Source organism: Sphingopyxis sp. Soil_C_28 (genome assembly GCF_057657055.1).
In genome coordinates this window covers 537060-561487 of sequence record NZ_JBDGJE010000001.1, presented here as the reverse complement: position 1 = coordinate 561487, position 24428 = coordinate 537060, and the positions used below count along the sequence as shown (strand labels likewise).

Genomic DNA, 24428 nt, shown 5'->3' with positions numbered 1-24428 from the left:
CGCACTCCGCAAGCCGGCGCGCGCGGACACTGGTCAGATCCTCGCGGCCCAATCGGCAAAAGCGGGGACGAAGGCCAAAGGCGGCGATAGCGGGCCGATGAGGGTCGCCACGCCGGCCCCCCACCACCAGGCAGGGTGAACCCTCCCCCGGGTACGGCGATCCTCAACCATGCCCCATGCAGACATGACCAGCACGCAGGCCGATATCGCGATGAGGCCCGCGGGTCCCAGCAGATCCATAGGCAGGATGCGCGCCCAGGCCGGTCCGGTCAGCAGGATGCTCGCCGATGTCATCAGCCGGCTGTGCCACGCCATTTTGCGCCGAAACGCCAACGCGGCCGCAACGAGTCCAAGGAAGCCGGCCACGGTCAGAATATTGATCATCATGAAAATATTAGCGGGCGCCATTCGTCCTGCCGATATGGCCGACACCGTAATCCCCAAGCCGCTGACACCCATTGCAACGGCCAGGACGATCATCGCCCATCCAAGTTTGCGATGGGTAATCGGGTTTCCGCGTGCCACGAGCGAGGGCTGAACGACGGCCAGTACGCTCCAGGCGACGAAGAGCAAGGCGTGAACATAGAGGACCGGCGAAAGCGCGCTGCTATCGACACGGCCAAGCGCGGCGTTCAGTCCAAAGCCGGTGATGTTAATTCCCAGACATAGCGCGGCAATTCGGACGTATATTTGCGTGTCCAGGCGGTGCGCAGGCGTGTGCATTCGCGATCTCCCAAGCCAGTCGAAGCTTTTGCTGTGAAAGTCGGTCGGGTCATGATCCCGCGCGGGGCGGTCGAGTGGAGCAACTCGCCGCGCGTTATCGACAAAGCCCGGTCTATCCTCGCCGCAGATTTTCGATCGTGTCGGCCGAGAATGATCGGGGAGAGTTTGGTGAATGGTTGGCGGAGAGCGGCGGCATGTCATCCGCCGGCGGCGTTTCGATTTTCCTGGGCTCCACGGCGACGGGTGTTTCCGCATCGGGCAAGCGCTCGGTCGGACTGGCCGTGGTTTCGGCGCTGGAATCGGCGACGACGTCCCTGCCCTTGCCTTTCAACGCGTCGATTTCGCGTTGGCGCATTTCGAGATAGAGCGTGCGTGTCTCGACATAGGGATCGAGGCTTTGCTGTTGCAGCCGCTGGATTTGCGCGTCGCCCTCGATGCGATCGTTAAGCTGCCTGATCACCGTTGTCGGAACCGCATAGGCGGTGCGGTTGAAAGGCGCGCCGACGGCGGTCGGCACGACGAGCAGGTCGATGCTGTTGCCGGCGAGGTCGCGCAAGGTCGTCGATCCGATAAGCGGGAGGTAGAAATAGGGGCCGGGCTCGACACCATAAAAACCTAGTGTATTGGCAAAGCCGTTGCGCCGGTAGGGCAGATTGAACGGCTTCGTCTTTGCGACATCGAAAAGCCCGCCGACGCCGAAGGTCGTGTTGACGGCAAAACGGCCGAGTGTCTCGGCGGCCTTGCCGATTTTGAACTGCAACAGGAAGTTCAGGAAATTGACGGGTTCGCTGAGGTTTCGCAGCGCATTGCCAAGCCCGTCGCGAACGGGTTCGGGGACGATGCCCTGATAGCCCGAGGCGACCGGGGCCACGAGCGCCTTGTCGACCGACTGGACCACCCGAAACGATGTGATGTTGACTTCTTGCAGCGGGTCACCCGGCGGTGCTTCGCCGCGCGCTGTCACGACAATATCATCCGGCGACGACGGCATTGCGGCCGGCAGCTCGCTATCGGATGTTGCGGACGCGCCCAGAGATGGCGACGTTCCGATTGTCGGCACGACGATCGGCGGCTCCGGCGGGGCCGGGGCGTCATCGCTTCGCCGCTGCTCGCTCTCCGGCGGGCTTTCCTGTGTGGCATCGCCAGGAGGGGGTGTTGCCCCGGACAGCAAGAGGAGCGCAGCGACGGTTGAAAGGCTCATTCCGCGTGCGATCCCGTCGTCATGGGGTGGATGAGCATCGCTCGCATGTACCAAACTCCTGCTTGGGGCACCGGCCCGAAACTGTAAACAAGGACGCCTCCTCCTTCGTCCCATGTCGCCTAACCCGCTATAGCGGGCAAGGCGGCTTTACCCCTCCACAGTCGGGAGGAAAGGAAAAAGAAGCTCGGCCTGCCGTTTCATCGCAAGGACATTGGCCCAACCGAGGCGTGCGACCGTCCGCTTTGGTCAGATACGATCGTCCCTGGATAGCCCTTGAGAGGCGCCTGCCGACAGAGTTGCTCTCCCCGAGATCTGTAGAGTGGATCTTGGCCGCGTTAAGACGTCCCGCTCTAGGCGAAGCACATACGCCGCGACAAGCCTTCTGACGCGACGTTGTCCCTGATGCGGTGAGCCGTTGGTCGCACCCACCGGCAGATGGCAGGATTTTGTTCGCGGCGGCTGCCATCGTTGCGATGGCTTCCGGGCCGGTCCCGATACCGATTGTCCAGATTCTGCGCAGCGGCAGGCCCGATCTCGCCGCGGCCGAAACGGTCAGGCTTAATAAAAATGTTTTATCTGATTTCTCCACGCGGCCCCAAAGCACACCACCCTTGAGCCCGCCAGAACTTATCTCGATCCTGAATGTATAGTTCAGATTCTATTCACAATATTGGAAGATTCTATTAAAAATTATCGAAAAATATGTGACATATAATATTATTCTATATAATAATAAGGATTTATATTATAGAAAATCCGAAAAGTCGGGAACTTTAGACGTCGTTTTGCGTACCGAATGCAACTCCATCTCCTGAGACTGCATGTCTCACAGATCTCAGGAGATGGAGCCGACAGTTTTCGCGTCTGACGGAACGTCGAGGAATTGCTGCTAATAAGCATGCTGCTGCGCTCCTGATCGGCAGGCGGTGCCATGCACGACACACATCGTGATCTGGCCGAAAGCAGTCAGTCTGCTTTCGGCCATCACTTCGTCTAGCGGACGCCGTGCCGAAACGGCGACAAGTCTCACTTGAAGCGGAAGCTCACATTGACGCCATAGGTGACTGGCATCCCCGTGTAGCGAACGACGGTGTCACCGCGGCGCAGCGCCGTATTATAGTAAAATTCGTTTGTGACGTTCTGCCCGTAGAGGCTCGCCGTCCACTTGCCATCCACATCGGCCACCCCCGCGCGGAGATCGAGAAGCCCATAGTCTTCGATAAAGAGCCGGGCGTCGGGCTTGAAATCGCCGGAGGTCGAGCTGCGGTAGGTGTAGTTACCCCCGACGAACAGCTCTTTCGAGCCCCCGATCCCCCAGCGATACTCGAGATCGGCGTTCAGCTGCCACTTGGGCGTATAGGGAAAGCGGAAGCCGTCGAAGTCGGTGGCCGCCCCGAATGCCGTGAAGTTGTTGAAACTGCCGGTGACCTTGCTGTCGATATAGGTGGCCCCGAAATTGGCGGTCAGCCCGTCGAGCGGCCGCGCGACGAGTTGCATCTCGGCACCCTTGATCCGCGACTTGGGAACATTGACCAAAGCCTCTAGCGGCCCGAAGACGGGGACGATCGTCCGTCCCTTCAGCTGCTTGTCGAGATAGTCGTAATAGAAAAGCGCGCCGTTCAACTGGACGGCGCGATCGAGCAACGCAGCCTTGAAGCCGACCTCATAGGCTGTCACCTGTTCCTGCCGAACGGGAATATATTGCGAGAAACGGTTGCCCGCGAGCGTCGCGAAGGATCCGCTCTTATACCCGCGGCTGATGCTGGCGTAGAACAGCTTGCCGTTACCGGGCTCCCACTGGAGAACGCCGCGCCACGACACATTGTCCTCAGGCAGACTGCCCTCGAACAGTCCCGGGCGACCGGCGTCGTCAAAGGTAACGCAGCCGCCGGGCGGGATCGCACCCGAGGGCAGACCAAAGATCAACTCGAACCCGCGCGCGTAAGTCCCGTTGCCGGCATTGAGCGTGCAGCCAGCGAATTCGACCTTGGTGTCGGTGTAACGGATACCGCCGGTCGCCTTCAGCGTCGGGCCAAGCGGTATGCTGACGTCGGCGAAGGCCGCAAGGCTGCGGTATTTTGTGTCGCCGAGTTGCGGCACGAGCTCGATCGACGGGAATCCGAACCGATCGAACACATGCGCCGACGACTGGTCGTTCAGCCGCTGGGTCAGCAGTTCGTGGGTCTTACCCCATTCATAATTTCCGCCGATGATCCAGGACCCGTCGCCGAGCAAGCTGCCGCCGAGGCGCAGCTCCTGGCTGAACGATTTGATGTCGCCCTGAAGGAACACATCGGTAAGTCGCAGGGTCGTCCCGTCGCTATCTTGACCATAGGCTTCCTTGAACCGCGAATAGGCCGAGATCGAGGTCAAGGTGATGTCGTCGCTCACGTCGATTTCGCCGCGCAGCGCGGCCTGCACCTGCCAATTGTCTTTCTTGAGCGGGTAGCTGGTACCCCAATCCCCAGCACGGTTATTTCGGGGCGCGCGCGGATAGGCGACGAGACGCGGATCGAAGAAGCCTGCCGACTGCTGGAACGGCGTAACAAGTTGGGGCGCCGTCGTATCGCCATGATCCTGGTTGCCGTTGAGCGTGAGGTTCAAGCGCACCGTTTCGACAGGTCGCCATGCCAGTTGCAAACGGCCTTGCGTGAAACTCCGCTGTCCCAAGCTGGCATCGCGCGTGTAGCTCTTTTGCCAATCACCCCCTCCTTCGTGGCGGAGCGAGATGCGCGCTGCGAGTGTTTCCGAGAGCGGTCCGCTGACAAAACCCTCGGCACTGAACCGATTGAAGCGACCATAGGAAAGCGCAACCCCCGCCTCGGGCGACCAGGTCGGCTTGGCGGCAATATAGTTGATGGCGCCGCCCGTCGCGTTCGAACCGAACAGCGTGCCTTGCGGCCCCTTGAGCACCTCGACGCGCTCAAGGTCGAACGAAGCACCTTTGGTCATCACGGAATACGGAACCGGAACCTCGTCAACATAGACGGTGACAGTAGGTTTCGCCGCAAGGCTGCTGTCGAAAAAGCCGATCCCGCGCAAGAAATACACGGGGGTCCCGAAGCCGCTGTCGATCGCGTTGAACCCTGGCGTCACCTTGGCCAGGCCGGCGACGTCGGTGACCCCCTGCGCTTTCAGATCGTCACCCGACACGGCTGTGATCGACAACGGAACGCTGTTCACGCTTTCGCTGCGCTTCTGGGCGGTCACGATGATGTCCTGCGAACCCGCGCCGGCCGAATCCTCTGCCAGCGGCGCCTCTTGGGCTGCCGCTTGCGAAGCCAGCGCAACGGCCATTGCCGCGCTCAGTGAATACATCAGACGACTCGTCAAAGGCTTCACATTCCCTCTCCCTCATACTTGCGAATGGCCAGCCACAATAGACCGTCTCCGCTTTGTTACCGTCCGGTAGGTAATTTACGCTTTTCCACTTGTCAACAGACGGCATAATGGCGTCACTATTGACCAACCGGTCACGCGGGACCTATGCCCTGTCCGTCGCCCTGACTTGGCAAGCGCGCCAGCGCATCAGCTTAAGCGGGGAGACAGGGGCGCTACGTGCGCAAGACAGATGGAACGAATAACTTTGGAGACCGCCAAACAGCGCAAAGCGCCAACCGGCACGACACCTGCCGCTCCGCGGCCGTCGCGCGCGCCCGCACCTGTTCAAAAAGCTGGTCGCAGACGAGGTAGCGTCACCAAGGAGTTGATCATGTCGATCGCCTCTTCACTGTTCCGCGAGAAGGGATATGATCGCACAAGCCTTGAGGATATCGCGGCGGGCCTGTCGATTACCAAGCCGAGTCTTTATTATCATTTCCGCAGCAAGGAGGACATTCTCCTTGAGTGTATCGCGAGCGGATATATCTATTTTCAGCGAAAAATAGCCGAAGCTGACGATGCGAGGCTCCCCGGACGCGAACGCGTCCGCATCTTCATTGAAGCCTATATCGATCTGCTGCAGGACACCGTTCTCTCGATGGTCGTCGCCGACGAACGCGTCATGAGCGACGCGGGAAAAGCCAAGTCGCGTAACTACAAACGGATGCTGAATCGCGATCTGCTCGATCGTATCGAACTGGGCTGCAAGGACGGCTCGCTTCGCGCGCAGGATCCCAAGATCGTAGCCTTCGGCATCTTCGGGATGATCAACTGGATGACCCATTGGCAAGCCGGCGCGCTCGACACTTCGCCCCGGGCAGTCACCGATCAGTTTGTCAGCCTGGTCCTCGAGGGCATCGGCACCGGCCAAGCCTGATTCTCGTCTCTCAGCGCCTGCCAGGCGCGCGAATCCATGATTTCCCACATGCGGTTGACAGCGAGTAAACACGCCCATATGACGATGTTACCGCCTAGTAGGTAACAAAGGTCATAACATGTCCAATTATCGGTTTTTGCTCACCAGTGTAGAAGATGGCGTCGGCATCTTGCAGCTCAATCATCCCGAAAAGCGCAATGCACTCGGCTGGGAGCTTCATGAGGAGATCATCTCTGCCCTGGCGGCCTGGGAGCATGACGACGCCGTCTCGTGCGTGCTGTTCATCGGCACCGAGGAATATTTCTGCGCTGGCTGGCGCGTCGACATATTGAACACGGCCGACGACAATGATCGACGGCGCTTCAACGATCTGGCGCTCGCATTGATGAAGGCGATCTACGACTTCGGAAAGCCGAGCGTTGCCGCCGTCGCCGGCGTAGCGCCTGGCTATGGCATGGATGTCGCCAATATGTGCGACATCGCGATCGCTTCCGAAAATGCGCTCTTCGGTTCGACCCAGGTCAAATATGCCATGAACGGATTCTATCACGCGCTCATGTCGCGCGTCGGCAAGCAGCACGCACGCCGGATGTATTTCACCGGTGATCCGATCGACGCGCAGGAAGCCTTTCGCATCGGCCTCGTCAGCGAAGTCACGCCCGTTGGCGAACTGCGCAGCCGTTCGCTGACGCTCGCGAAGCAGATCGCCGAGATGGGTCCCGAGCTGGCCCGGATTTTCAAGGGGGTCGCGCTTCGTGCCTCTAACATGGATCATCTGGGCGCGCTCCAGTATGAGCTCACCGTCACGCATGACCTGCTCCAGCGCGGAATTTTCCGCGAGCGGATTTCGCGCGGGTTCGATCGTTTGAAGGCTGGCGACCCCGTCGCCATCGAACGCGTCGCCAAACAGACGTCGTGATGAACGCGCGTTTCAGCGAAGACTGGCGGCGGAGCCCGGCATGAGCCTTGACCTGGTCGAATCCGCTGTCTTTGCGGCCGAGGAATGCGTGCAATTCGACCGTTCGATTGCGGGCTTCCTCGACGCGCATGCGTCCCCGGACCGGATCGAGCAATGGCGTACTGACAAGCAGGTCGACCGCGGCACATGGGATGCCGCGGCGAAGGCCGGCCTGCTTGGCATCTCGGTCCCCGAAGAATTTGGCGGCGCCGGTGCCGACTTTCGTTACGAGGCGATCATTACGAAGGCGATCGGTCACCGCGGCGCCGATGCGCTGACGGTGAGCCTGCATAACGCGGTTATCCTGCCCTATTTCACCGAGTTCGGCACCGACGCGCAAAAACGGCACTGGCTGCCGCTTTTCTGTACGGGCGAATGTATTACGGCGATCGCGATGACCGAGCCCGCCGCTGGATCCGATCTTCAGGGCATGCGGATGACCGCGCGCAAGTGCGAGGGCGGCTATCGGTTGACCGGTCAGAAGACCTTCATTTCGAACGGTCAGATCGCCGATGTCATCGTCGTTGCCGCAAAGACCGATCCGGCAGGCGGCAGCCGCGCAATCTCGCTCTTCGTCGTCGATGCACGGAATGCACCCGACGGGTTCCTGCGTGGTCGCAATCTCGAAAAGATCGGTCAGGAAGGACAGGACACGTCCGAGTTGTTCTTCGACGATATGTTCGTACCCGATGACGCGCTACTCGGCGGCGTGGAGGGACTCGGTTTGCCGCAACTGATGGCCAAATTGCCACAGGAGCGGTTGATAATCGCCTGGCAGGCTATGGCCATGATCGAGCGGGCGCTGGATGAAACTATCCGTTACACACGCGAGCGGCAAATGTTCGGCAAGACGCTCGCCGACTTTCAGAACACCCAGTTCAAGCTCGCCGAATATAAGACGCAGGCGGTTGTTTGCCGTGTCTTCGTCGATCATTGCACCGAGCTCCTGATCCGCGGCGCACTGACGCCCGAACTCGCTTCAATGGCCAAATATTGGGCATCGGAGGAGCTTTCGAAGATCGTCGACGGCTGCCTCCAGCTGTTCGGCGGCTACGGCTACATGCTCGAATATCCGATCGCGCGCATTTTTCGCGATAGCCGCATCCACCGAATCTATGGCGGCGCCAGCGAGGTGATGAAGCTGCTGATCGCACGCAATCTATAGGTTTTCACACAAGCGTTCAGGAGAGAAAATATGGCCAAACACGGCACCATGCGGACCGAAATCATCGACGGCGTCGCAACGATCTATCTCGATCGTCCCGACAAGAAGAATGCGCTGAGCACCGAGCTGTTTGAGGATCTTGTCGAGACGCTGACCACGTGGCGCCGCGACGATGCGGTCGCGGCTGTGGTTATCACGGGGACCGAGGAGTTTTTCTCCGCCGGGCTGGATCTCGACACGATGAACTGGAAAACCGAGGCCGACCGCCTGCGCTGGTATGACGCGACCTACTACGGCTATCTTGAGCTACTCGAATATCCCAAGCCGACGATCGCTGCCGTTGCCGGCCCGACCTTTGGCGGCGGCTGCGACATCGCGGTGTTCTGCGACATCCGCGTTTCCAGTGCCAACGCGCGTTTCGGCTTCCCGCAAATCCGATTTGGACTCACCCCGTTCGTCGACCCGTTGCTTCGCATCATTGGCCAAAGCCAGGCGAAGCTGCTCGTCCTGACCGGCCGGCGCATCGATGCCAATGAGGCGTTGCGCATCGGTTTGATCGACGAAATTGCGCCCGAAGGCCGCCTGCTCGAGACTGCGCAAGGCATCGCCGCCGAGATTGCATCGACCACCGTACCTACCGTTGTCCGCACCACCGAGATGCTGCGTCGCAGTTCCGCGATGGATCCGATGGCGGCCTATGTCTACGGCCATGTTCAGTACCGCGACGTCCATTGGAACCCCGAGATTTCCGACCGCATGCTCGCCGCGCGCGCCAAGGTCGGAACGCGGCAGCGTTAAGCTGGACAATGGTGTGACCCAGCCTGCGGCGCGAACAAAACCCGATTTTTGGGGTTCGACGATCGTCATCGTCGGCGCCGGTCGCGGGTTGGGGAGGCAATATGCGATCGACCTTGCGCGCAGCGGCGCGAATGTCGTTCTGACCGGTCGAAGCGCAGATGCCGAGACCGTTGCGGAGGAAATTCGCGCCGCCGGAGGAGCGGCGATCGCCGTGCGTTGTGACATCCGCGATCCCGAACCTTTCGTCGAAGCAGCGCTTCGCGAATATGGCGCGATCGATGGTCTCGTCGTCAACGCCGGCATCGTCCGCGACCGCAGCTTTGCGAAAATGAGCGCAGAAGAATGGACGGATGTGATCGCCGTCCATCTTGGCGGTAGCTTTGCCTGCGCGAAGGGCGTCTGGCCGGTGATGTCCGAGCAGAAGCGCGGCTCGATCATTTTCACGACATCGGGCGCCGGCCTGCACGGCGCGTTTGGCCAGGCCAACTACGCCGCCGCCAAGGGCGGCATCATCGGCCTGATGAAAACCCTCGCGATCGAAGGCGCAAAGCTCGGCATTCGCGCCAACGCCATCGCGCCGATGGCGCTGACCGAGATGACCGACGGCGTCTTCACCGACAGGATGAAGGACAAGCTCTCTGCCGACCGGATTTCGCCGTTCCTGATGGAGCTGCTGGACCCTCTGTCCGACAAGAGCGGCGAGATCGTCGAATGCGGCGGTGGCTGGGGGGCGCAGCTGCGCTGGCAACGCTCCGCAGGCGGCGAACCCGACGCGACGGGATTCGACGACATATTCGACCTGCCCGGCGCGACCGCCGACTCTCTGGGGGCCGCGCTTGGCGATCCCCGGACAATGTTTAGGATGGCATGAATGGAATTTGCGAGCCCTCCTCCCCCAAGCGTGACGCTCGACCGGCGCGGCGATGGCAGTATCATCCTGCGCTCGCCGCTTCCGCTGGGCCCCGTCCCGCAATCGCTTGCGCATGTGTTCGACGCGCAGGCCGAGCGTACGCCGGACGCCGCTTTTATCCGACAGCGCGATATCGCCGGGGGCTGGCGCTGTATTGGCTATGACGCCGCGCGCCGCGCGGCCGACGGCCTCGCGCAATGGCTGATCGATCAGGGCATCGGTGTCGGCGATGTCGTCTCCTTCCTCTCCGAGCCGTCGATCGAGCACGGCATCGCAGCTATAGGCGTCCAGCGGTCGGGCGCGGCGATCGCACCGGTGAGCGTCGCCTATTCGCTGATGTCGAAGGACCATGCCCAGCTTCGCCAATGCGTGTCGGTGGTTGGCGCGAAGATTGTGATCGTCGACGACGCAACGCGCTACGCCGCCGCACTTCGCGCAATTGCGCCGCTCGGAGTCACCATCATTGCAGCTTCGGGAGGCGCGGAAGGCCTGACGATCGTGCCATGGGCCGAAGTGATCGCCACCGCGCCGCGCCATGACGTGACCGAGCGAATGGAGGCCATCCAGCCCCATCATATCGCGCGGATCATCTATACGTCGGGGTCGACAGGGTCGCCCAAGGCGACGCCGCAACCGCACGCGAACCTCAACATCACCATCGCGCAAAACAGGGCGCTTGGCCTTCTCGACTTCGGTGACGATCCCCCGCAAATTCTCGAGGCCATGCCATTCAGCCACATCATGGCGGGCAACTTCAACTTCAACAACACGATCGCGGCCGGCGGGACGGTGTGGATCGACGATGGCAAGCCGACGGCCGAGATGTTCGGCAAAACGCTCGCGAACCTCCGCGACGTGGCCCCCTCCTATTTCATCACCGTGCCACTTGGCTACACGATGCTGTGCCAGGCGCTTGAAGCCGATGCCGCGCTCAGCCGCCATTTCTTCTCGCGCCTTAAATTCCTCGGTTTCGGCGGCGCCGTCCTTTCCGAAGAGGTGCGCGACCGGCTCATAGCTCTCTCGATCGCGGCGCGCGGCACGGCGGCGCCGATCTTCTCTTTCTATGGCGCGACCGAATATCTGTTCGGGACGCTCAAATATTGGACCGAGGGCGGCACCGACATCATCGGCCTCCCCCTCCCGGCGACCGACCTCAAGCTTGTGCCGTTCGACGGCCGCTATGAGATGCGGGTCAAGGGGCCGACCTTGATGCCGCAGACCGGCTATATCGGGGTGCCCGAAGCTTCGGCGTCGCTGTTCGACGACGAGGGCTATTTTCATACGGGCGACGCGGTCCGCTTCGCCGATCCCGACGACCCGCGCGCGGGCCTGGTCTTCGCGGGCCGTCTGTCGGAAGACTTCAAGCTCGATTCCGGGACCTATGTGACGGTTGAGGCGCTGCGGCTGGCCTTGCTGACCGCGTGTGGCGACCATGTTGCCGAAGCCGTGATTTGCGGGCTCAACCAGCCCTATCCTTCGGCGCTCCTGTGGCTCAAAAATCCGGGCAATGCGGGCGACGTCCGCACCGAACTCGAGACGGCGATCCGCGCTTTCAACGGGGCGCAAAGAGGGGCCGCCAGGCGCATTGGGGCAGCGCTCATCCTGCATGAGCCGCCCTCGTTCGAAACCGGCGAGGTCACGGTAAAGGGCAATGTCGCGCAGCGCGTCGTTCGCGAGCGCCGGACGGCCGACGTCGCCCGCCTTTATCCCGGCCATCCCGACCCAGACGTCATGCTATTCGACGGTTCTGCGCGCCAAATAGCCGATCCCAGCCGATGATTTGGCAGCTCCCGTCCGCGGTCGCCGCCTTTCAGTCGCTGTTCGAGCGCCTGGCGCCAGACATCGACATGTGGCTTAGCGACGACGTCGAGCTGCGACCGCCGACCTATGGCAAAGCGTGGATGGGCAAGGACCTGGTGCGGCGACTGCTCGGTTTCGCGTCGCAGGAATTTGGCGGTCTCGTCTATACCGACAGCTGGTGCAACGGCGACCGCTATGTCCTGCGGTTCGAAGGTGAGATCGACGGCAAGCGTTTTTCGGGCGTCGATATCGTCCGCCTCGACCACGAGGGCAAGATTGTGGTCATCGAGATATTTGCGCGTCCACCCGCCGCGATGCTGGCACTTCGGGACCGCATGGGTATCCATGTCCAGACAGATCCGGTCGCCGCGCGCCTTATGGGCCTCGCGGCATGATGATGGCGCGAACGCCCGGCGACTGGGGTCCGCTGACCTTCGACGACCCCTTCTGCGCGCACGTCGGCGGAATGCAGATGCTATACACCGGCGACACCGCCGAGCCGGTCCGCTTCGGGCTCGAAGTACAATCGCACCAGTGCAACCGCCTCGGCTATTGCCACGGCGGGCTGCTTTCGACCTTTCTCGACATCGCGCTCGGCGTTTGCGCGATCGAGATCCGCGGATACGACTGGGGTGGTCCAACGATCAATCTCAGCGTGGACTTCCTTCAGGGAGCGCCAAAAGGCGACTGGATCGAGAGCCGCGTCACGCTTGAGCATACGACCCGCAGCCTGATGTTTGTGACCGGATCGGTCGTCGGATCGCCGGGCAGGATCGCGCGAGCCACTGCCCTCTTCAAGCAGCCAAGACCGGCGCCGACCGACAAACCCCAGCCCGCACACGGCGCATAATCGCCACGGAGGAAGAGACATGCATTCCAATGACACTCTGTCGGGCCCCGCCGACATATTCGGCAAAAGCTACGTCGAATTGCCTATAGCCGATGTCGTCACCGAAGAATTCGTCCGCGATTTCGGCAACCGTTGGGAAGCCGCATGGAACTCGCACGATACGCAGCAGGTCCTGGCGCTGATCCACCCCGACATAAGGTGGAACGACACGATATTCTGGCCCGAGGTCATCCATGGCCATGCCGCTTTGCGCGCCTATGTCGAAAAGATATGGGCAGTCATGCCCGATGTGCATTTCAGGGAAGTGCAATTGTTCAGCGCAGTTGGTTCCGGACGCGCACTCTACCTGTTCGAACAGACCGCGACCGCCCCGCCCGCGTCCGGATCGAGCAAGAAGGCCACCACTTACGGATGCGACATATTCCTCGGCTTCCGCGATGGACGGCTCTCCGACTACATGGCTCAATATGAAATTGCGGAGATGATGCGACAGTTCGAGATGCTGCCTCCACGCAACGGACGCATAGGCGGTGGCTATTTGCTGTCTCTCATGGGCTCGGCTAAGCGCAGCGAAACGATCGCAGCCGACTAGGCAGCCAAACGGGCGATTTGAACAGTTGCGGTATATGCCTGCGTGCGGTTCCTTCAACAAGCTGATGCATCGCAGAACAATAAGGGAGACAGCCGACATGGCTATAAAGACGCGCATTACCGAAAAGTTCGGCATCGAGACGCCGATCATTATGGGTGGCATGACAGGGGTCGGCTACGGCCCGCTCGTCGCGGCGGTCGCCAATGCCGGTGCACTGGGCTTTATCACCGCGCATATGTATCCGACGGGCCAGGCGTTGTTCGACGAGATCGAGGCGACGCGCAAACTGACCGACAAGCCCTTTGGCGTGAACCTTACGCTGCTGCCGTCGATCAACCCGATTCCCTATGACGAATATCGCGAGGCGATCATCGCGAGCGGGATCAAGATCGTCGAGACCGCGGGCCGCGCCCCGACCGATCACTTGCCGCGCTTCAAGGAAGCGAATGTCACGGTCATCCACAAATGCACTTCGGTCCGCCACTCTGTGTCGGCGGTGAAGAAGGGCGTCGACATGATCAGCATCGACGGCTTCGAATGCGCCGGCCATCCCGGCGAGGATGACGTGGGCCTCGTTGTGCTGCTGCCCGCGACAGTCGACGCGCTGCCCGACACGCCGATCATCGCCTCTGGCGGCATGGCCGATGGGCGCAGCCTGATCGCCGCGCTAGCGCTCGGCGCGGATGCGGTGAACATGGGCACCCGCTTCTGCGCGACGGTTGAGGCGCAGATCCACCAGAATGTGAAGCAGCGCATCGTCGATGCGAACGAGACCGACACCGTGCTCGTCGGCCGCAGCCTGCGCAATACCGCCCGCGTCGCCAAAAATGCCGTCTCGGTCGAGGTCGCACAGATCCAGAGCGATCCGACGAAGACCTTCGACGACGTCCGGCACCTGATGGCGGGTGTGCGCGGCCGCGAAAATGTGCTGCGCGATGGCGACATCGACGGGGGCATCTGGACCAGCGGCCAGAGCCAAGCGCTGATCCATGACATCCCGACCTGCGCCGAGCTGGTTCGGAACATCATGGCGCAAGCTGAACAAGTGCGAGATCGGCTGCAAATGTCATAAAACCCGGCTGTGCCGCCGAGTCGGCACCGGAGACTGTCCGCGTCTGAAAAAATGGGGTTCGGCTAGCCGACAGTTCTACCTCGACTGCATCCGCGCAGGCGCTCATCGGCGGCGCCACTCGGCCTGAAAAAGGTGGCGCCTTCGACCTGCGATTAAACCACCGCTTCGAACGTGCTGGCGGACGGGTGCCAATTCCAATGAACTCTGGCTTCTGTCCCTCTCTCATCTAATGGTCACCGCCGACAAGATTTGGAGAGAATGATGAACGATCCGGCAAAGGCATGGGATGGGGAGCAGGTCCGGAAATGGCTGGAACGCCGTCTTGAGGCCGCAAAGCTCGATCAGGCGGCAGCCGACCGGCGCGGGTATGACGCTCAGGACGACTATGACAAGGCGGCCGCCGAGGAATGGGTCTGTCGAACACTTAAAACATCGGACTCCACAGGTGAGCAGGCCGCGTTCGCCGGACGCATCAAGGCACTGGCCGCCCAAGAGGATTATGCGGCAACGGGCATCTACGACGATGCGCGTTTCCACCGCAATGTTCGCGGCTATCTCAGAAAGCTGGCGAAGATGACAAAGGCCAACGAAGGGTTCGAGAAGACACTGCGCTATCAGTGAGCGCCGCTGGTCGTAACGGCGCCGATCGAACGCCACTCAGTGGGATCTGAAGCAAGGACATGACCGCGAAGACCGCAAAAATCAGCCAGGCCGATGCCCGGCGCCTGTGGCTGCGAGCGCAGCGGCTCGACGAAGCGGCGCCATTCGGCGCCGGCCCCTCGGCGGTCGCCGCCGCCATACGCCATCTCGGCTATGTCCAGATCGACACGATCAACGTCATCAAGCGCTGCCATCACCACATCCTCTGGTCGCGCATTCCCGAATACCGGCCTTCTGCCCTCGAAGCGGTGCAATCGATCGAGAAATCCGCGTTCGAATATTGGGCGCATGCACTCGCCTATATCCCGACCGACGATTATCGCTTCTTCGTCGCGGCGATGGATGCATGGCGTATCCACCCCCATCCCTCCTTTGCCAGGGTCGACCCCGATGCCTATGCGGCGCTGCTCACCCGCATCCGCGACGGCGGCCCGCTCTCGCTCCGTGATATCCACGATCAGGAATTGATGGAAAAAGACCATCCCTGGGCAAGCCGCAAACCGTCAAAACGCCTGCTGTCCCATGGATTCTGGACCGGCGATCTCACGATCAGCGCGCGGACGGGCATGCTCAAATCCTATGAACTGACCGAACGCCATTTCGGCTGGACCGCCCGGCCCTCGCCCGCCTCGCCACGGGATTTTGCCGGCTATCTGCTCGATCGGGGTCTGCGGACCCAAGGCATCGTCAGTCTTGAGAGCATGACCTACGGCGCCGCGCCGGCCAAGGCCGAGGTGGCGCGGCAGGTTGCCGAACGCGTCGCGCGGGGTTCGCTGGTGCCGGTCGAGATCGAGGGGCTGGCGCGCGCGAACCACTGGGCCGGGCCGGATGCGCTGGATGAGCTCCCGTCCCTCCTCCCGGCAAAGCGGGTTCACATCCTGTCGCCGTTTGATCCGCTGGTGATCCAGAGGAAACGCCTGTCTGCCCTGTTTGGCTATGCGCACCGGTTCGAGGCCTATGTCCCTGCAGCCAAGCGTGTGCTGGGATATTTTGCGCTCCCGGTGCTGGCAGGCGATCGGGTCGTCGCCGCGATCGACACCAAGATGGATCGCAAGGCGGGCGCGCTGATCATCCAGAAATGGACATGGATAGTCCCGGAGACCAAGGCTCTGCGCAACAAGGTCGAGACCGCGCTGAGCCGGTTCGAGCGGTTTCAGAAGACGGCGTGAATCTGCTCCCCGAGCATCCGTAGAGAAATTTGATCGGCGGCGATGCCTGTCCTTCGACGTGATACGTCATAGAGAACCGCAACGCCAAACCAAGCCGCTAATATGACGCGGTACCCAGAAGTCCGCTTAGCGAAAATTTCGGATAATATTCGGACGTGGCGGCGCCGATCCGGGCATTAGAGGCTGCAAGCCTCCGTTCCGCCGCGATGCGGCGCGCGAAGGCGCCGCTCGATGGTTCAGGCAGTCCGTCGGGCGGCGGCAGCCTTGGCCAGCTCGCCGATGCCGGCAGCGGGGCTACCAGCGGTAACGGCATGGCCAAGGGACATCTCAAGAAAGCCGCCAAACAGCAGAGCGCGAACGAATAATCGATCAAACGGGGCGATCGGCGACGACCCTGATTGACGCCGATCGACGGCGGCGGGCCGCGATGCGGTCCGTCCATTTTGTGGCCTCGATCCCGCACAATCGGACAGCTCTGCTTGTCCGCCGCTTCGATCGCCGATAGGATAGCATGCTCGATGACATGCACATCTTCCTGAAAAACGGCACCCGGTCGGCGCTCCGCCATGGCCGCCGGTTTTCGGAAAATGTCACGCTGGCGGGAGAGGTTTGAAGCATGTCGATAGAAGCAGGAGCGACGGCACCGTGACATATGTATCGGCTCTGCGCATTCACCCTGCCGACAATGCCGCCACAGCGGTCGTCGACCTTCCCGCCGGCGAGATGTTGCCCATAGGGGATGCCGCCGTGCGCGTGCGCGAGCCCATTTCGCGCGGACACAAGGTGGCGATCACCGCGATCGGACGCGGGACGACGGTCATCAAATATGGCTTTCCGATAGGTTTAGCGACCGCCGACATTGCCGCAGGGGCGCATATTCACAGCCACAATCTGGCGACCGCGCTGCGCAGCGACGACGCCTATGCCTATGCGCCCACCGCCAGTGCGCCTTCGCCCGCCGCGTCGTCGCAGGACTTTATGGGATACGCCCGCGCCGACGGCCGTGCCGGAACGCGCAACGAGATATGGATCCTCCCGACGGTGGGCTGCGTGGGCAACCTCGCGGCGCGCGTCGCGCGGATTGCGGGCGAGCGTCATGCCGGCCGCATCGACGGCGTCCACGCCTTCAAACACCCCTTCGGTTGCTCGCAACTCGGCGACGACCTGGGCCATACGCGCGCGTTGCTCGCGGCGCTCGCGCAGCATCCCAACGCGGGCGGGGTCCTGATCGTCGGGCTGGGCTGCGAGAGCAACCAGATCGATCCCTTGCTCGAGATGATCGCGCCCGAACGCCGCGCCCATATCCGCACCCTTTCGGCGCAAGCCGTCGAGGATGACGAGGCCGCGTGCCTCGCTTTGGTCGATGAACTGGTCGAGGGCTGCGCGAACATGCCGCGGACCAGGTTGCCGCTGGCGCAACTGGTGCTTGGTGTGAAGTGCGGCGGGTCCGATGGCCTGTCGGGGCTGACCGCCAATCCGCTCGTCGGGCGCATGGCCGACGCGGTCGCAGCGGCGGGCGGCAAAGTCGTGCTGACCGAAATCCCCGAAATTTTCGGGGCCGAACAGATGTTGCTGGACCGCGCGGTATCGCGCGAAATTTTCGACGAAACCGTCCGGCTGGTGCAGGATTTCAAGGACTATTTCATCCGCAACGGCGAGCCCGTAAGCGAGAATCCGTCGCCCGGAAATATCGCGGGCGGCATCACGACGCTCGAGGAAAAATCGCTGGGCGCCGTGCAAAAGGGCGGCAAGGTCCCCGTCGTCGATGTCCGACGTTATGGCGGCGAAGCGACCCTCCCCGGCCTCACCCTGCTCGAAGCGCCGGGCAACGACGCGGTGTCGTCGACGGCGCTGACCGCAGCGGGCGCGACGATCATTCTGTTCACCACCGGTCGCGGAACGCCGCTTGGCTTCCCCGCTCCGACGCTGAAGATCGCGTCAAACAGTCCGCTTGCGGCGCGCAAGGCGGGTTGGATCGATTTCGACGCTGGCCAGGTTCTGGAAGCTGGTTTCGACCACGCGTCGGACGCCCTGCTCGACCTCATCCTCGCGACGGCATCGGGCGCCGTAACGCGCGCCGAGAAAAACGAGGAGCGCGATATTGCGATCTGGAAGTCTGGCGTAACGCTCTAGTCGAGGGCGCGAAAGGTAAAATTGCGGAAGCGCGCCTCGCCGGCTCCCGCCGAGTAAAGGCCAGGTCTCAGCATCAGAAAACCGCCCCGCACATTATGGTGGTATCCCGAAACCTCCATGCCGCGGTCGAACCTCGTCCAAGTCATGCCGCCATCGCCGCTGGTGTCATAGGTGACGATATGACGATTGTTGGTCACGCGCATGCGCATCTTGCGGCCGTGCGGGTTGGTCGGGCGCGCGCGTTCGATGCCATATTGATGCGTGACGAAACGCTCGCCGTCGAAACCGAGCCCGCAATAGAGTTTCTCGTCGTAGAAAAGGATCAGCCCCGCGGTGCCCCCGGGCTCAATCTCGATATCGCATTCGAAGCGGTACGCCTGATCGCCCGCGATCAGCAGCAAGGGCGATGAATCGACCGGCGCCCCGCCCCGCCCCACCAGTATCAGCGCGCCATCCTCGACGCGCGCGCGGCTGCGTTCATCGGCAGCGGGCTTGAAGAAATTCCATTTCGCGCCGAGCGCCAAGGCAGTGAAATCGTCGGACAGCGCCATACCGTGCGGGCCCGCGATCGCACCATCCTTCGGCTTTGCGATCGGCTGCGACAGATCGCCGCCTTTCATCCGGAACCAGCCATCGTCGGTCCATTCGATGGGGTCGAGCAAGGCCTGGCGCCCGAGGGTCCAATAGCCATTCTCGAAGCCGTGATAGACGCTCCACCAGTCGCCTGCCGGCCCTTCGACGAGCGTCGCATGACCGCGAGACCACCATTTTTCGGCCGCCGACTTGGTGTGGACCAGCGGGTTCGCGGGGCAGTTTTCCCAGGGCCCGTGGATCGACTTCGATCGCGCTGCGATCACCATATGCCCGGTCGGCGGGCCCGCGGTGCCGCCAACTGCCGTCACCATGTAATAATAGTCGCCGCGCCGCGTGATCTTCGGACCCTCGGGCGCAAAGCCTTCGACGACCCAGTCGGCGGGATAACGCCAGGGATCATAGACATGCTCGGGCTCGCCAACGCGCTTCAGGCCGTCGTCCGAGAGTCTGACCCGGTCGCCACCCGACAGAAACAGCCAGCGCGACCCGTCCTCGCCGACCGCGTGGCCGGGATCGATATGGTTGGGAAGATTGAGGTCGACCGGCTCGCTCCACGGGCCATCGATCTTGTCGGCCCAGATCACCCAGCTGGTGTTAGGGCCCTTGGTCGGGATGTAGAGATAGTAGCGACCCCTGTGCTTGCAGAGTTCGGGCGCCCAGACAGATCCGATATTCTTTTGGAGCGCGGGACCGATGGGCCGCCAGTTAACCAGATCGCGCGAATGCCAGATGACCAACCCCGGATAGGAGTCAAAGGTCGAGAAAGTCATATAATAATCGGCGCCGTCCTTCAGGATCGACGGATCGGGATGGTCGCCGGCCATGATCGGATTGAGGAAGCGGCCGTCGCCGAGGTCGGCCTTGCGCTGTCCGTCGAAGCCCTTGGCCCAGGCAGGCGCCGGCCCCGAAGGTAAGGTCGCCGTACCCGCCCATGCAGCAGATGCGCCGAGACCCGACAGGCCGGTCGCGAGCAGGCCGCCCCCGGCGAACTTCAGCATGTCGCGGCGATCGGTCACGCGTCTCTCCTCAAAATAAGAAAGGCCCGGTCCCCTGAAAACGGAAACCGGGCCTCACCGGGACGAACCCCTCGCGTCAGATCTTGACGCGCGCGCCGAACAGGAAGGTGCGGCCGAAGTGGTTATTCTCGTAATTGCGATCGGCATCGATATCGGTGAAGCGATAGCGATATTCGTCGGTCAAATTGATGCCTTCGACCGAAATTTCGATATTGTCGGTGATCGCGTAACGAACCGAAGCATCGACGTTGATCGTGGAACCATAGCCCTCGAACACATTGCCGGTACCGCTGTTCGCATCGGCATAGCGGCTGCGATAGCTGATTGAGGTACGCGCGCTGAACTTGCCGTCGTCATAATAGAGCGTGCCGTTATAGGCGCGTTTTGACAGGTTGAAGAGCGTGCCGTTGCGCACCGCCGACACATTCGCGCCGCCGGGAACGATCGACGGGCCCGCGACCGTATAGTCGGCATCCGAATCGACATAGGTGAAGTTCGCGATGCCGCCGAAGTTCGACAGGAAGCCCGGCAGGAACTTGAACGGCGCCTGCAACGAGACTTCGATGCCCTTCAGCTTCGCGCCTTCGCCGTTGCCGATCGAAGTAATCGTCCACAACTGGCCCTCGGGGTTGATCGATCCCGGGCTGCTCGGCGGGATGACCGACAATGGCAGGCCGGTCGATGCGAAGGTCCCGCTTGTCGTGGTCGCCACGGGGAAGCTGGCAATATCCTTTTTGAACAGCGCGACCGAGAAGATCGACTGCGGCGCGAAATACCATTCGAGCGCGAGATCGTAGGAAGTCGCGCGGAACGGATCGAGGAACGGGTTACCGTAATTGATGCGATAGTTGAACCCGTCGACAGACCCGCCCGGCGTCAGATTGCCGAGCGTCGGGCGCGTCATCACATCGGCGACCGCAGCGCGGATGATGATGTCGTCGTGCGGGAACAGTGCGAGGTTTACCGAAGGCAGCCAGTCTTCGTAGCTGCGCTTCACCGTCACCGCCGCGCCGCTATTGAGCCCGCTCGATGTCTGGTCAGTGTGGACATAGCGCACACCGGCGTTGAGCGCATAACGCAGGCCACCAAGTTCGCCCTTGGCATCGAATTGCAGATAGCCGCCGGTGACCTCTTCACGCACGGCGCGGTTATTGCCTGCATCGACCGCAGCGACGCGGTCGTAAAGCTTGGTGAAAGCGGTCGTTGCGTCGAGATTGGCAACCAGCCACTCGGTCGTGGTGCCCGACGGCTGCCCAGCCTTGCCGAGCGCAAACAGGTCGGCGAGCCCCGAATTGACAGGAAAACCGTAGATCGCGGCCGGACCGAACGCCGACGACGGCGAACAGGCGAGCGTGCCGAGAACGCGATCGACGCCGCCATTGCCGCACACGACGGTATCGCGCGTGAAGGCGATGCTGGAGAAGTCGAACCGGCGATAGACGCCGCCCGCCTTGACCGTGAAATCGTCGCTGATGTCCCATTCGGTACGCAGCTGCGCGGTGCGGAACTTGTTCGCGACCTCCGACGGTCGGTCACGAATTTCGGCAAGCTGGAAATTCGCCGGATTGGTGACGCTGGTACCGAAGCTCAGCAGCGGACGCTTCATGTCGCCATAGTCGTAGCGATAATCCTGCGCATCGCGATCGTCGAAGACGATCGTCGTTTCAAGCGGGATCGACGCGGTCGACTTCGACAAGCCGCCGAGCAGGGTGAAGCGGAAGGTATCGCTGACATCCTGGTCCCACGTTGCGCCGACCTGATAGAATTCGGTCTTCGCCTTGCGCAGATAATGTTCGGTGCGAACCCACGCGTCGTCGAGCGTCGCCGAGATCAGGTTGTTGTCACCGTCGATTTCATAGTCGCTGACATTGATCGAGCGTTCGTTGCTACGCAGCAGCACCTCGGCCCAGCGTTCACGGCGCTGGTGCTTGAAGCTCGAATACAGCCCATCAAGCGAGATTTTCGTCGCATCGCTCGGCGCGAACTGGATCGATCCGGTGATACCAAGGCGCTTCTTGTCGTGTGCGATTTCGCCGTAACGCGGGATACGCGGGTGAAAGGCGAGCGAGACTTCGTTGCACACGGTACTCGGAACATAGGTTCCGCCGACATTCGGCGCGGTCCAGCACGGCGTGCCGTCAACCGAGTCGAAACGCGCCTGCGCCCAACGAACCGAGTTGTTGCCGAGTTCGAGCGTCTTCTGGTCCGAATAGGCGGCCGACACAGCAAAGCCGAGCGTTCCGGCGTCATTCGCCCAGCTCAGCAGACCGGCAACGCGCGGACCGACCTTTTCGGAGAGGTCGTTATAGCTGCCCTGCGCGGACAGCGCGGCAGTGAAGCCGCTCTTGCCGCCGAGTGGATTGCCCGTGTTGAGATCGACCACGGCGCCGAGCGAACCCTCGTCAAGTTCGGCCGACGCGGTCTTGTGTACGACGATCGAGCTGAACAGTTCAGAGGCGAAAACGTTGAAGTCGAACGCGCGGTCGCGGTTTGCCGACGCGCCGTCGGTCGAGGTCGCGACGGTTTCGAGCCCGTTGACGCGAACACGAGTGAACTGCGAACCGAGCCCACGCACCGTGATGCCGCGGCCTTCGCCGCCGTCGCGCTGGATCGTGATGCCTGGAATACGCTGAAGCGATTCAGCGAGATTCTGGTCGGGGAATTTCGCGATATCTTCGGCGACGATCGCATCGATCGCAGCGACCGACTCGCGTTTAACGTTGAGTGCGGCCCCCAACGAGGCCCGGAATCCCGTGACGACGATCTCGTCTTCGCTCGCAACCGTTCCTTCAGCCGCGTCCTGCGCATAAGCCGGCGAAACCGCCAACACGGCCAGCGATGCGCCGCACGCCAGCCTGGTCAAAGCGCGAACGCTGCGCACTGCATGAATTGCCATTATCATCCTCCCTTATCGCCCCGGACCCTCGCTTACGCAAGAAATGACACCGGTTACTTTGGTGGACAAAGCGATTTGGCTCACCGCTTCATCCGTCGATTTATCAGAGGTTGATGACGGCCGCCGCCTCGTGCGACTGACCGGATCAGACCCTCTCCCTTGGAAATATTTTCTCGTTGACCGATTGGGGTAACCGGTGTCAGAAAGATTGCGGATTGCGACGAACATGTCAATACCCCAAAGACACGGAGAGACGAAATGACCAGAAACCCTTGGATAGCGGCGCTTTTTCTGGCGCTCGCACTGCCGGCAGCTCCGGTAGCGGCTGCTGATCCGGCGGTTCTGGCCTTTCCCGGCGCGGTCGGCCCCGCCGCGCAGACGGCGGGCGGACGCGGAGGTCAGATCCTGCGCGTGACCACCCTCGCCCCCGGTGGTCCTGGATCGCTAAAGGCCGCGATCGAGACCCCCGGTCCGCGCATCGTCGTGTTCGAGGTTGGCGGGGTCATCGACATGGGGCGCGAGACGATCGAGATCAAACATCCCTTCCTGACCATCGCCGGACAGACAGCGCCCGGACCCGGCATCACCCTCATCCGCACCGGTATCGATGTGAAGACACACGACGTCGTGATGCGCCATTTACGCATCTACACCGGCGTCGACGGCCAGCCGAAGCGCAGCGGGTGGGAGGCCGACACCTTCTCAACTGTTGCGGCGCATAACGTCATCGTCGACCATTGCACCCTGATGTGGGGAATCGACGAAAATATGTCGGCGTCGGGGCCGCGCTTTACCGGCAAGACGGTCGACGAATGGCGCAAGGGTACCAGCCACAACATCACCTTTTCGAACAATCTCGCCGGCGAGGGACTCGCCGACGCGAGCCACCCGAAGGGAGAGCATAGCAAGGGGTCGCTGATCCACGACAATGCGACCGGCATCGTTTTCTATCGCAACGTCTGGGCGCATAATGTCGAGCGCAACCCGCTGATCAAGGGCGGTGGGCAGGCGCTGATGATCAATAACCTGATCTATAATCCGCAGCACCGCGCGGTGCATTACAACCTGATGAACCTCGAATGGGTCGGGCATGACTATGTGACCGGTCAGATTACCGCGATCGGCAATGTCATGCGCGGCGGCAACGACACCGACCCCGACCTGCCATTCCTGATGCTCGGCGGCGACGGCGACCTCGAATATTATGGCAAAGACAATCTGGCGGTCGATCGCCACGGCCAGCCGCTTCCCGAGTTCGGCCGCTATGGCGAAACCGAGGCAAAACTGATCCGCGCGAAGGCGCCGCTTGCGCCAGTTGCCGGTTACAAGATCCTGCCGGTGCGCGATGTCGAAACCTCGGTGCTAGGAACGGCGGGTGCGCGCCCCTGGGCCCGCGATGCAGAAGAGATCCGGGTGCTGTTCTTCGTTGCCGAGGGGCGCGGGGCAGTCATCGACGACGAAAAGGAAGTAAGCGGCTATCCCAAGGTCAAGGAAGTGCGCGCGCCGTTCGTTGCGGCCGATTGGGACCTTGCGACGATGGAACCGAAATCGGGCGTCTATCCCGGCCAGACCGCGCCGCTGCCGCAGGAGAATCTGTCGCAGCGCGACCGCGCCTCACGGACCGGGAACTGAC

Annotated in this window: 20 protein-coding genes; 15 read left to right on the top strand and 5 right to left on the bottom strand. The window is 61.9% G+C overall.

The genetic code is table 11. The features are described 5' to 3' along the window. Nucleotides 1–33: 33 nt before the first annotated feature. From AC3A43_RS02535 to AC3A43_RS02525, 3 genes are all read right to left on the bottom strand, one after another. The gene (locus AC3A43_RS02535) at nucleotides 34–723 is read right to left on the bottom strand and encodes a hypothetical protein (protein ID WP_487790968.1); all 690 of its coding nucleotides are present in this window, start codon (nucleotides 721–723) and stop codon (nucleotides 34–36) included. A gap of 112 nt (nucleotides 724–835) precedes the next feature. Next, a complete protein-coding gene (locus AC3A43_RS02530; protein ID WP_487790967.1) occupies nucleotides 836–1687 on the bottom strand; it encodes an MlaA family lipoprotein in 852 nt (283 codons plus the stop codon). Nucleotides 1688–2950: 1263 nt separating this feature from the next. Then, on the bottom strand, nucleotides 2951–5242 hold the full coding sequence (locus tag AC3A43_RS02525) for a TonB-dependent receptor (RefSeq protein ID WP_487790966.1): 2292 nt from the start codon (nucleotides 5240–5242) through the stop codon (nucleotides 2951–2953). A 394-nt stretch (nucleotides 5243–5636) separates the two neighbouring features. On the opposite strand from AC3A43_RS02525, the gene AC3A43_RS02520 reads away from it, so the two are divergent. The 14 genes from AC3A43_RS02520 to AC3A43_RS02455 all read left to right on the top strand — a co-directional run bounded on the left by AC3A43_RS02520 (nucleotide 5637) and on the right by AC3A43_RS02455 (nucleotide 18289). Continuing rightward, complete coding sequence (locus tag AC3A43_RS02520) at nucleotides 5637–6182, top strand: TetR/AcrR family transcriptional regulator (protein WP_487790965.1); 546 nt, start codon at nucleotides 5637–5639, stop codon at nucleotides 6180–6182. A 118-nt stretch (nucleotides 6183–6300) separates the two neighbouring features. Beyond that, nucleotides 6301–7101 carry an enoyl-CoA hydratase/isomerase family protein gene (locus AC3A43_RS02515; RefSeq protein ID WP_487790964.1) on the top strand — a complete coding sequence of 267 codons (801 nt, stop codon included), beginning with the start codon at nucleotides 6301–6303 and terminating at the stop codon, nucleotides 7099–7101. A gap of 40 nt (nucleotides 7102–7141) precedes the next feature. Next, nucleotides 7142–8305 carry an acyl-CoA dehydrogenase family protein gene (locus AC3A43_RS02510; protein WP_487790963.1) on the top strand — a complete coding sequence of 388 codons (1164 nt, stop codon included), beginning with the start codon at nucleotides 7142–7144 and terminating at the stop codon, nucleotides 8303–8305. Nucleotides 8306–8335: 30 nt separating this feature from the next. Continuing rightward, on the top strand, nucleotides 8336–9103 hold the full coding sequence (locus AC3A43_RS02505) for an enoyl-CoA hydratase/isomerase family protein (RefSeq protein WP_487790962.1): 768 nt from the start codon (nucleotides 8336–8338) through the stop codon (nucleotides 9101–9103). A 13-nt stretch (nucleotides 9104–9116) separates the two neighbouring features. Continuing rightward, nucleotides 9117–9974, top strand: coding sequence for an SDR family NAD(P)-dependent oxidoreductase (locus AC3A43_RS02500; protein ID WP_487790961.1), 858 nt, complete (start codon nucleotides 9117–9119; stop codon nucleotides 9972–9974). After that, complete coding sequence (locus AC3A43_RS02495; RefSeq protein ID WP_487790960.1) at nucleotides 9975–11792, top strand: AMP-binding protein; 1818 nt, start codon at nucleotides 9975–9977, stop codon at nucleotides 11790–11792. Further along, the gene (locus tag AC3A43_RS02490) at nucleotides 11789–12208 is read left to right on the top strand and encodes a hypothetical protein (protein ID WP_487790959.1); all 420 of its coding nucleotides are present in this window, start codon (nucleotides 11789–11791) and stop codon (nucleotides 12206–12208) included. The genes AC3A43_RS02495 and AC3A43_RS02490 overlap by 4 nt, the downstream gene beginning before the upstream one ends. Beyond that, the gene (locus tag AC3A43_RS02485) at nucleotides 12205–12663 is read left to right on the top strand and encodes a PaaI family thioesterase (RefSeq protein WP_487790958.1); all 459 of its coding nucleotides are present in this window, start codon (nucleotides 12205–12207) and stop codon (nucleotides 12661–12663) included. The genes AC3A43_RS02490 and AC3A43_RS02485 overlap by 4 nt, the downstream gene beginning before the upstream one ends. Nucleotides 12664–12682: 19 nt before the next feature. After that, complete coding sequence (locus AC3A43_RS02480) at nucleotides 12683–13255, top strand: ester cyclase (RefSeq protein ID WP_487790957.1); 573 nt, start codon at nucleotides 12683–12685, stop codon at nucleotides 13253–13255. Between the two features lie 97 nt (nucleotides 13256–13352). Next, the gene (locus AC3A43_RS02475) at nucleotides 13353–14327 is read left to right on the top strand and encodes an NAD(P)H-dependent flavin oxidoreductase (protein WP_487790956.1); all 975 of its coding nucleotides are present in this window, start codon (nucleotides 13353–13355) and stop codon (nucleotides 14325–14327) included. A 261-nt stretch (nucleotides 14328–14588) separates the two neighbouring features. Continuing rightward, entirely contained in the window at nucleotides 14589–14948 is a 360-nt protein-coding gene (locus AC3A43_RS02470) for a hypothetical protein (RefSeq protein WP_487792012.1), read from the top strand. Between the two features lie 59 nt (nucleotides 14949–15007). Next, a complete protein-coding gene (locus tag AC3A43_RS02465) occupies nucleotides 15008–16156 on the top strand; it encodes a winged helix-turn-helix domain-containing protein (protein ID WP_487790955.1) in 1149 nt (382 codons plus the stop codon). 155 nt (nucleotides 16157–16311) lie between these two features. After that, nucleotides 16312–16521 (top strand): hypothetical protein, encoded by a 210-nt coding sequence (locus AC3A43_RS02460; protein WP_487790954.1) that lies wholly within the window; start codon nucleotides 16312–16314, stop codon nucleotides 16519–16521. Between the two features lie 280 nt (nucleotides 16522–16801). Continuing rightward, a complete protein-coding gene (locus AC3A43_RS02455; protein WP_487790953.1) occupies nucleotides 16802–18289 on the top strand; it encodes a UxaA family hydrolase in 1488 nt (495 codons plus the stop codon). Here AC3A43_RS02455 and AC3A43_RS02450 read toward each other — a convergent pair. Together AC3A43_RS02450 and AC3A43_RS02445 are read right to left on the bottom strand one after the other, a co-directional pair. Beyond that, nucleotides 18286–19881, bottom strand: a complete 1596-nt coding sequence (locus AC3A43_RS02450) for a family 43 glycosylhydrolase (protein WP_487792011.1) — start codon at nucleotides 19879–19881, stop codon at nucleotides 18286–18288. The genes AC3A43_RS02455 and AC3A43_RS02450 overlap by 4 nt on opposite strands. 94 nt (nucleotides 19882–19975) lie before the next feature. Next, complete coding sequence (locus AC3A43_RS02445; RefSeq protein ID WP_487790952.1) at nucleotides 19976–22795, bottom strand: TonB-dependent receptor; 2820 nt, start codon at nucleotides 22793–22795, stop codon at nucleotides 19976–19978. A gap of 258 nt (nucleotides 22796–23053) precedes the next feature. Between AC3A43_RS02445 and AC3A43_RS02440 the strand changes: the two genes are divergently transcribed. Continuing rightward, nucleotides 23054–24427, top strand: coding sequence for a pectate lyase family protein (locus AC3A43_RS02440; RefSeq protein ID WP_487790951.1), 1374 nt, complete (start codon nucleotides 23054–23056; stop codon nucleotides 24425–24427). Nucleotide 24428 lies beyond the last annotated feature (1 nt).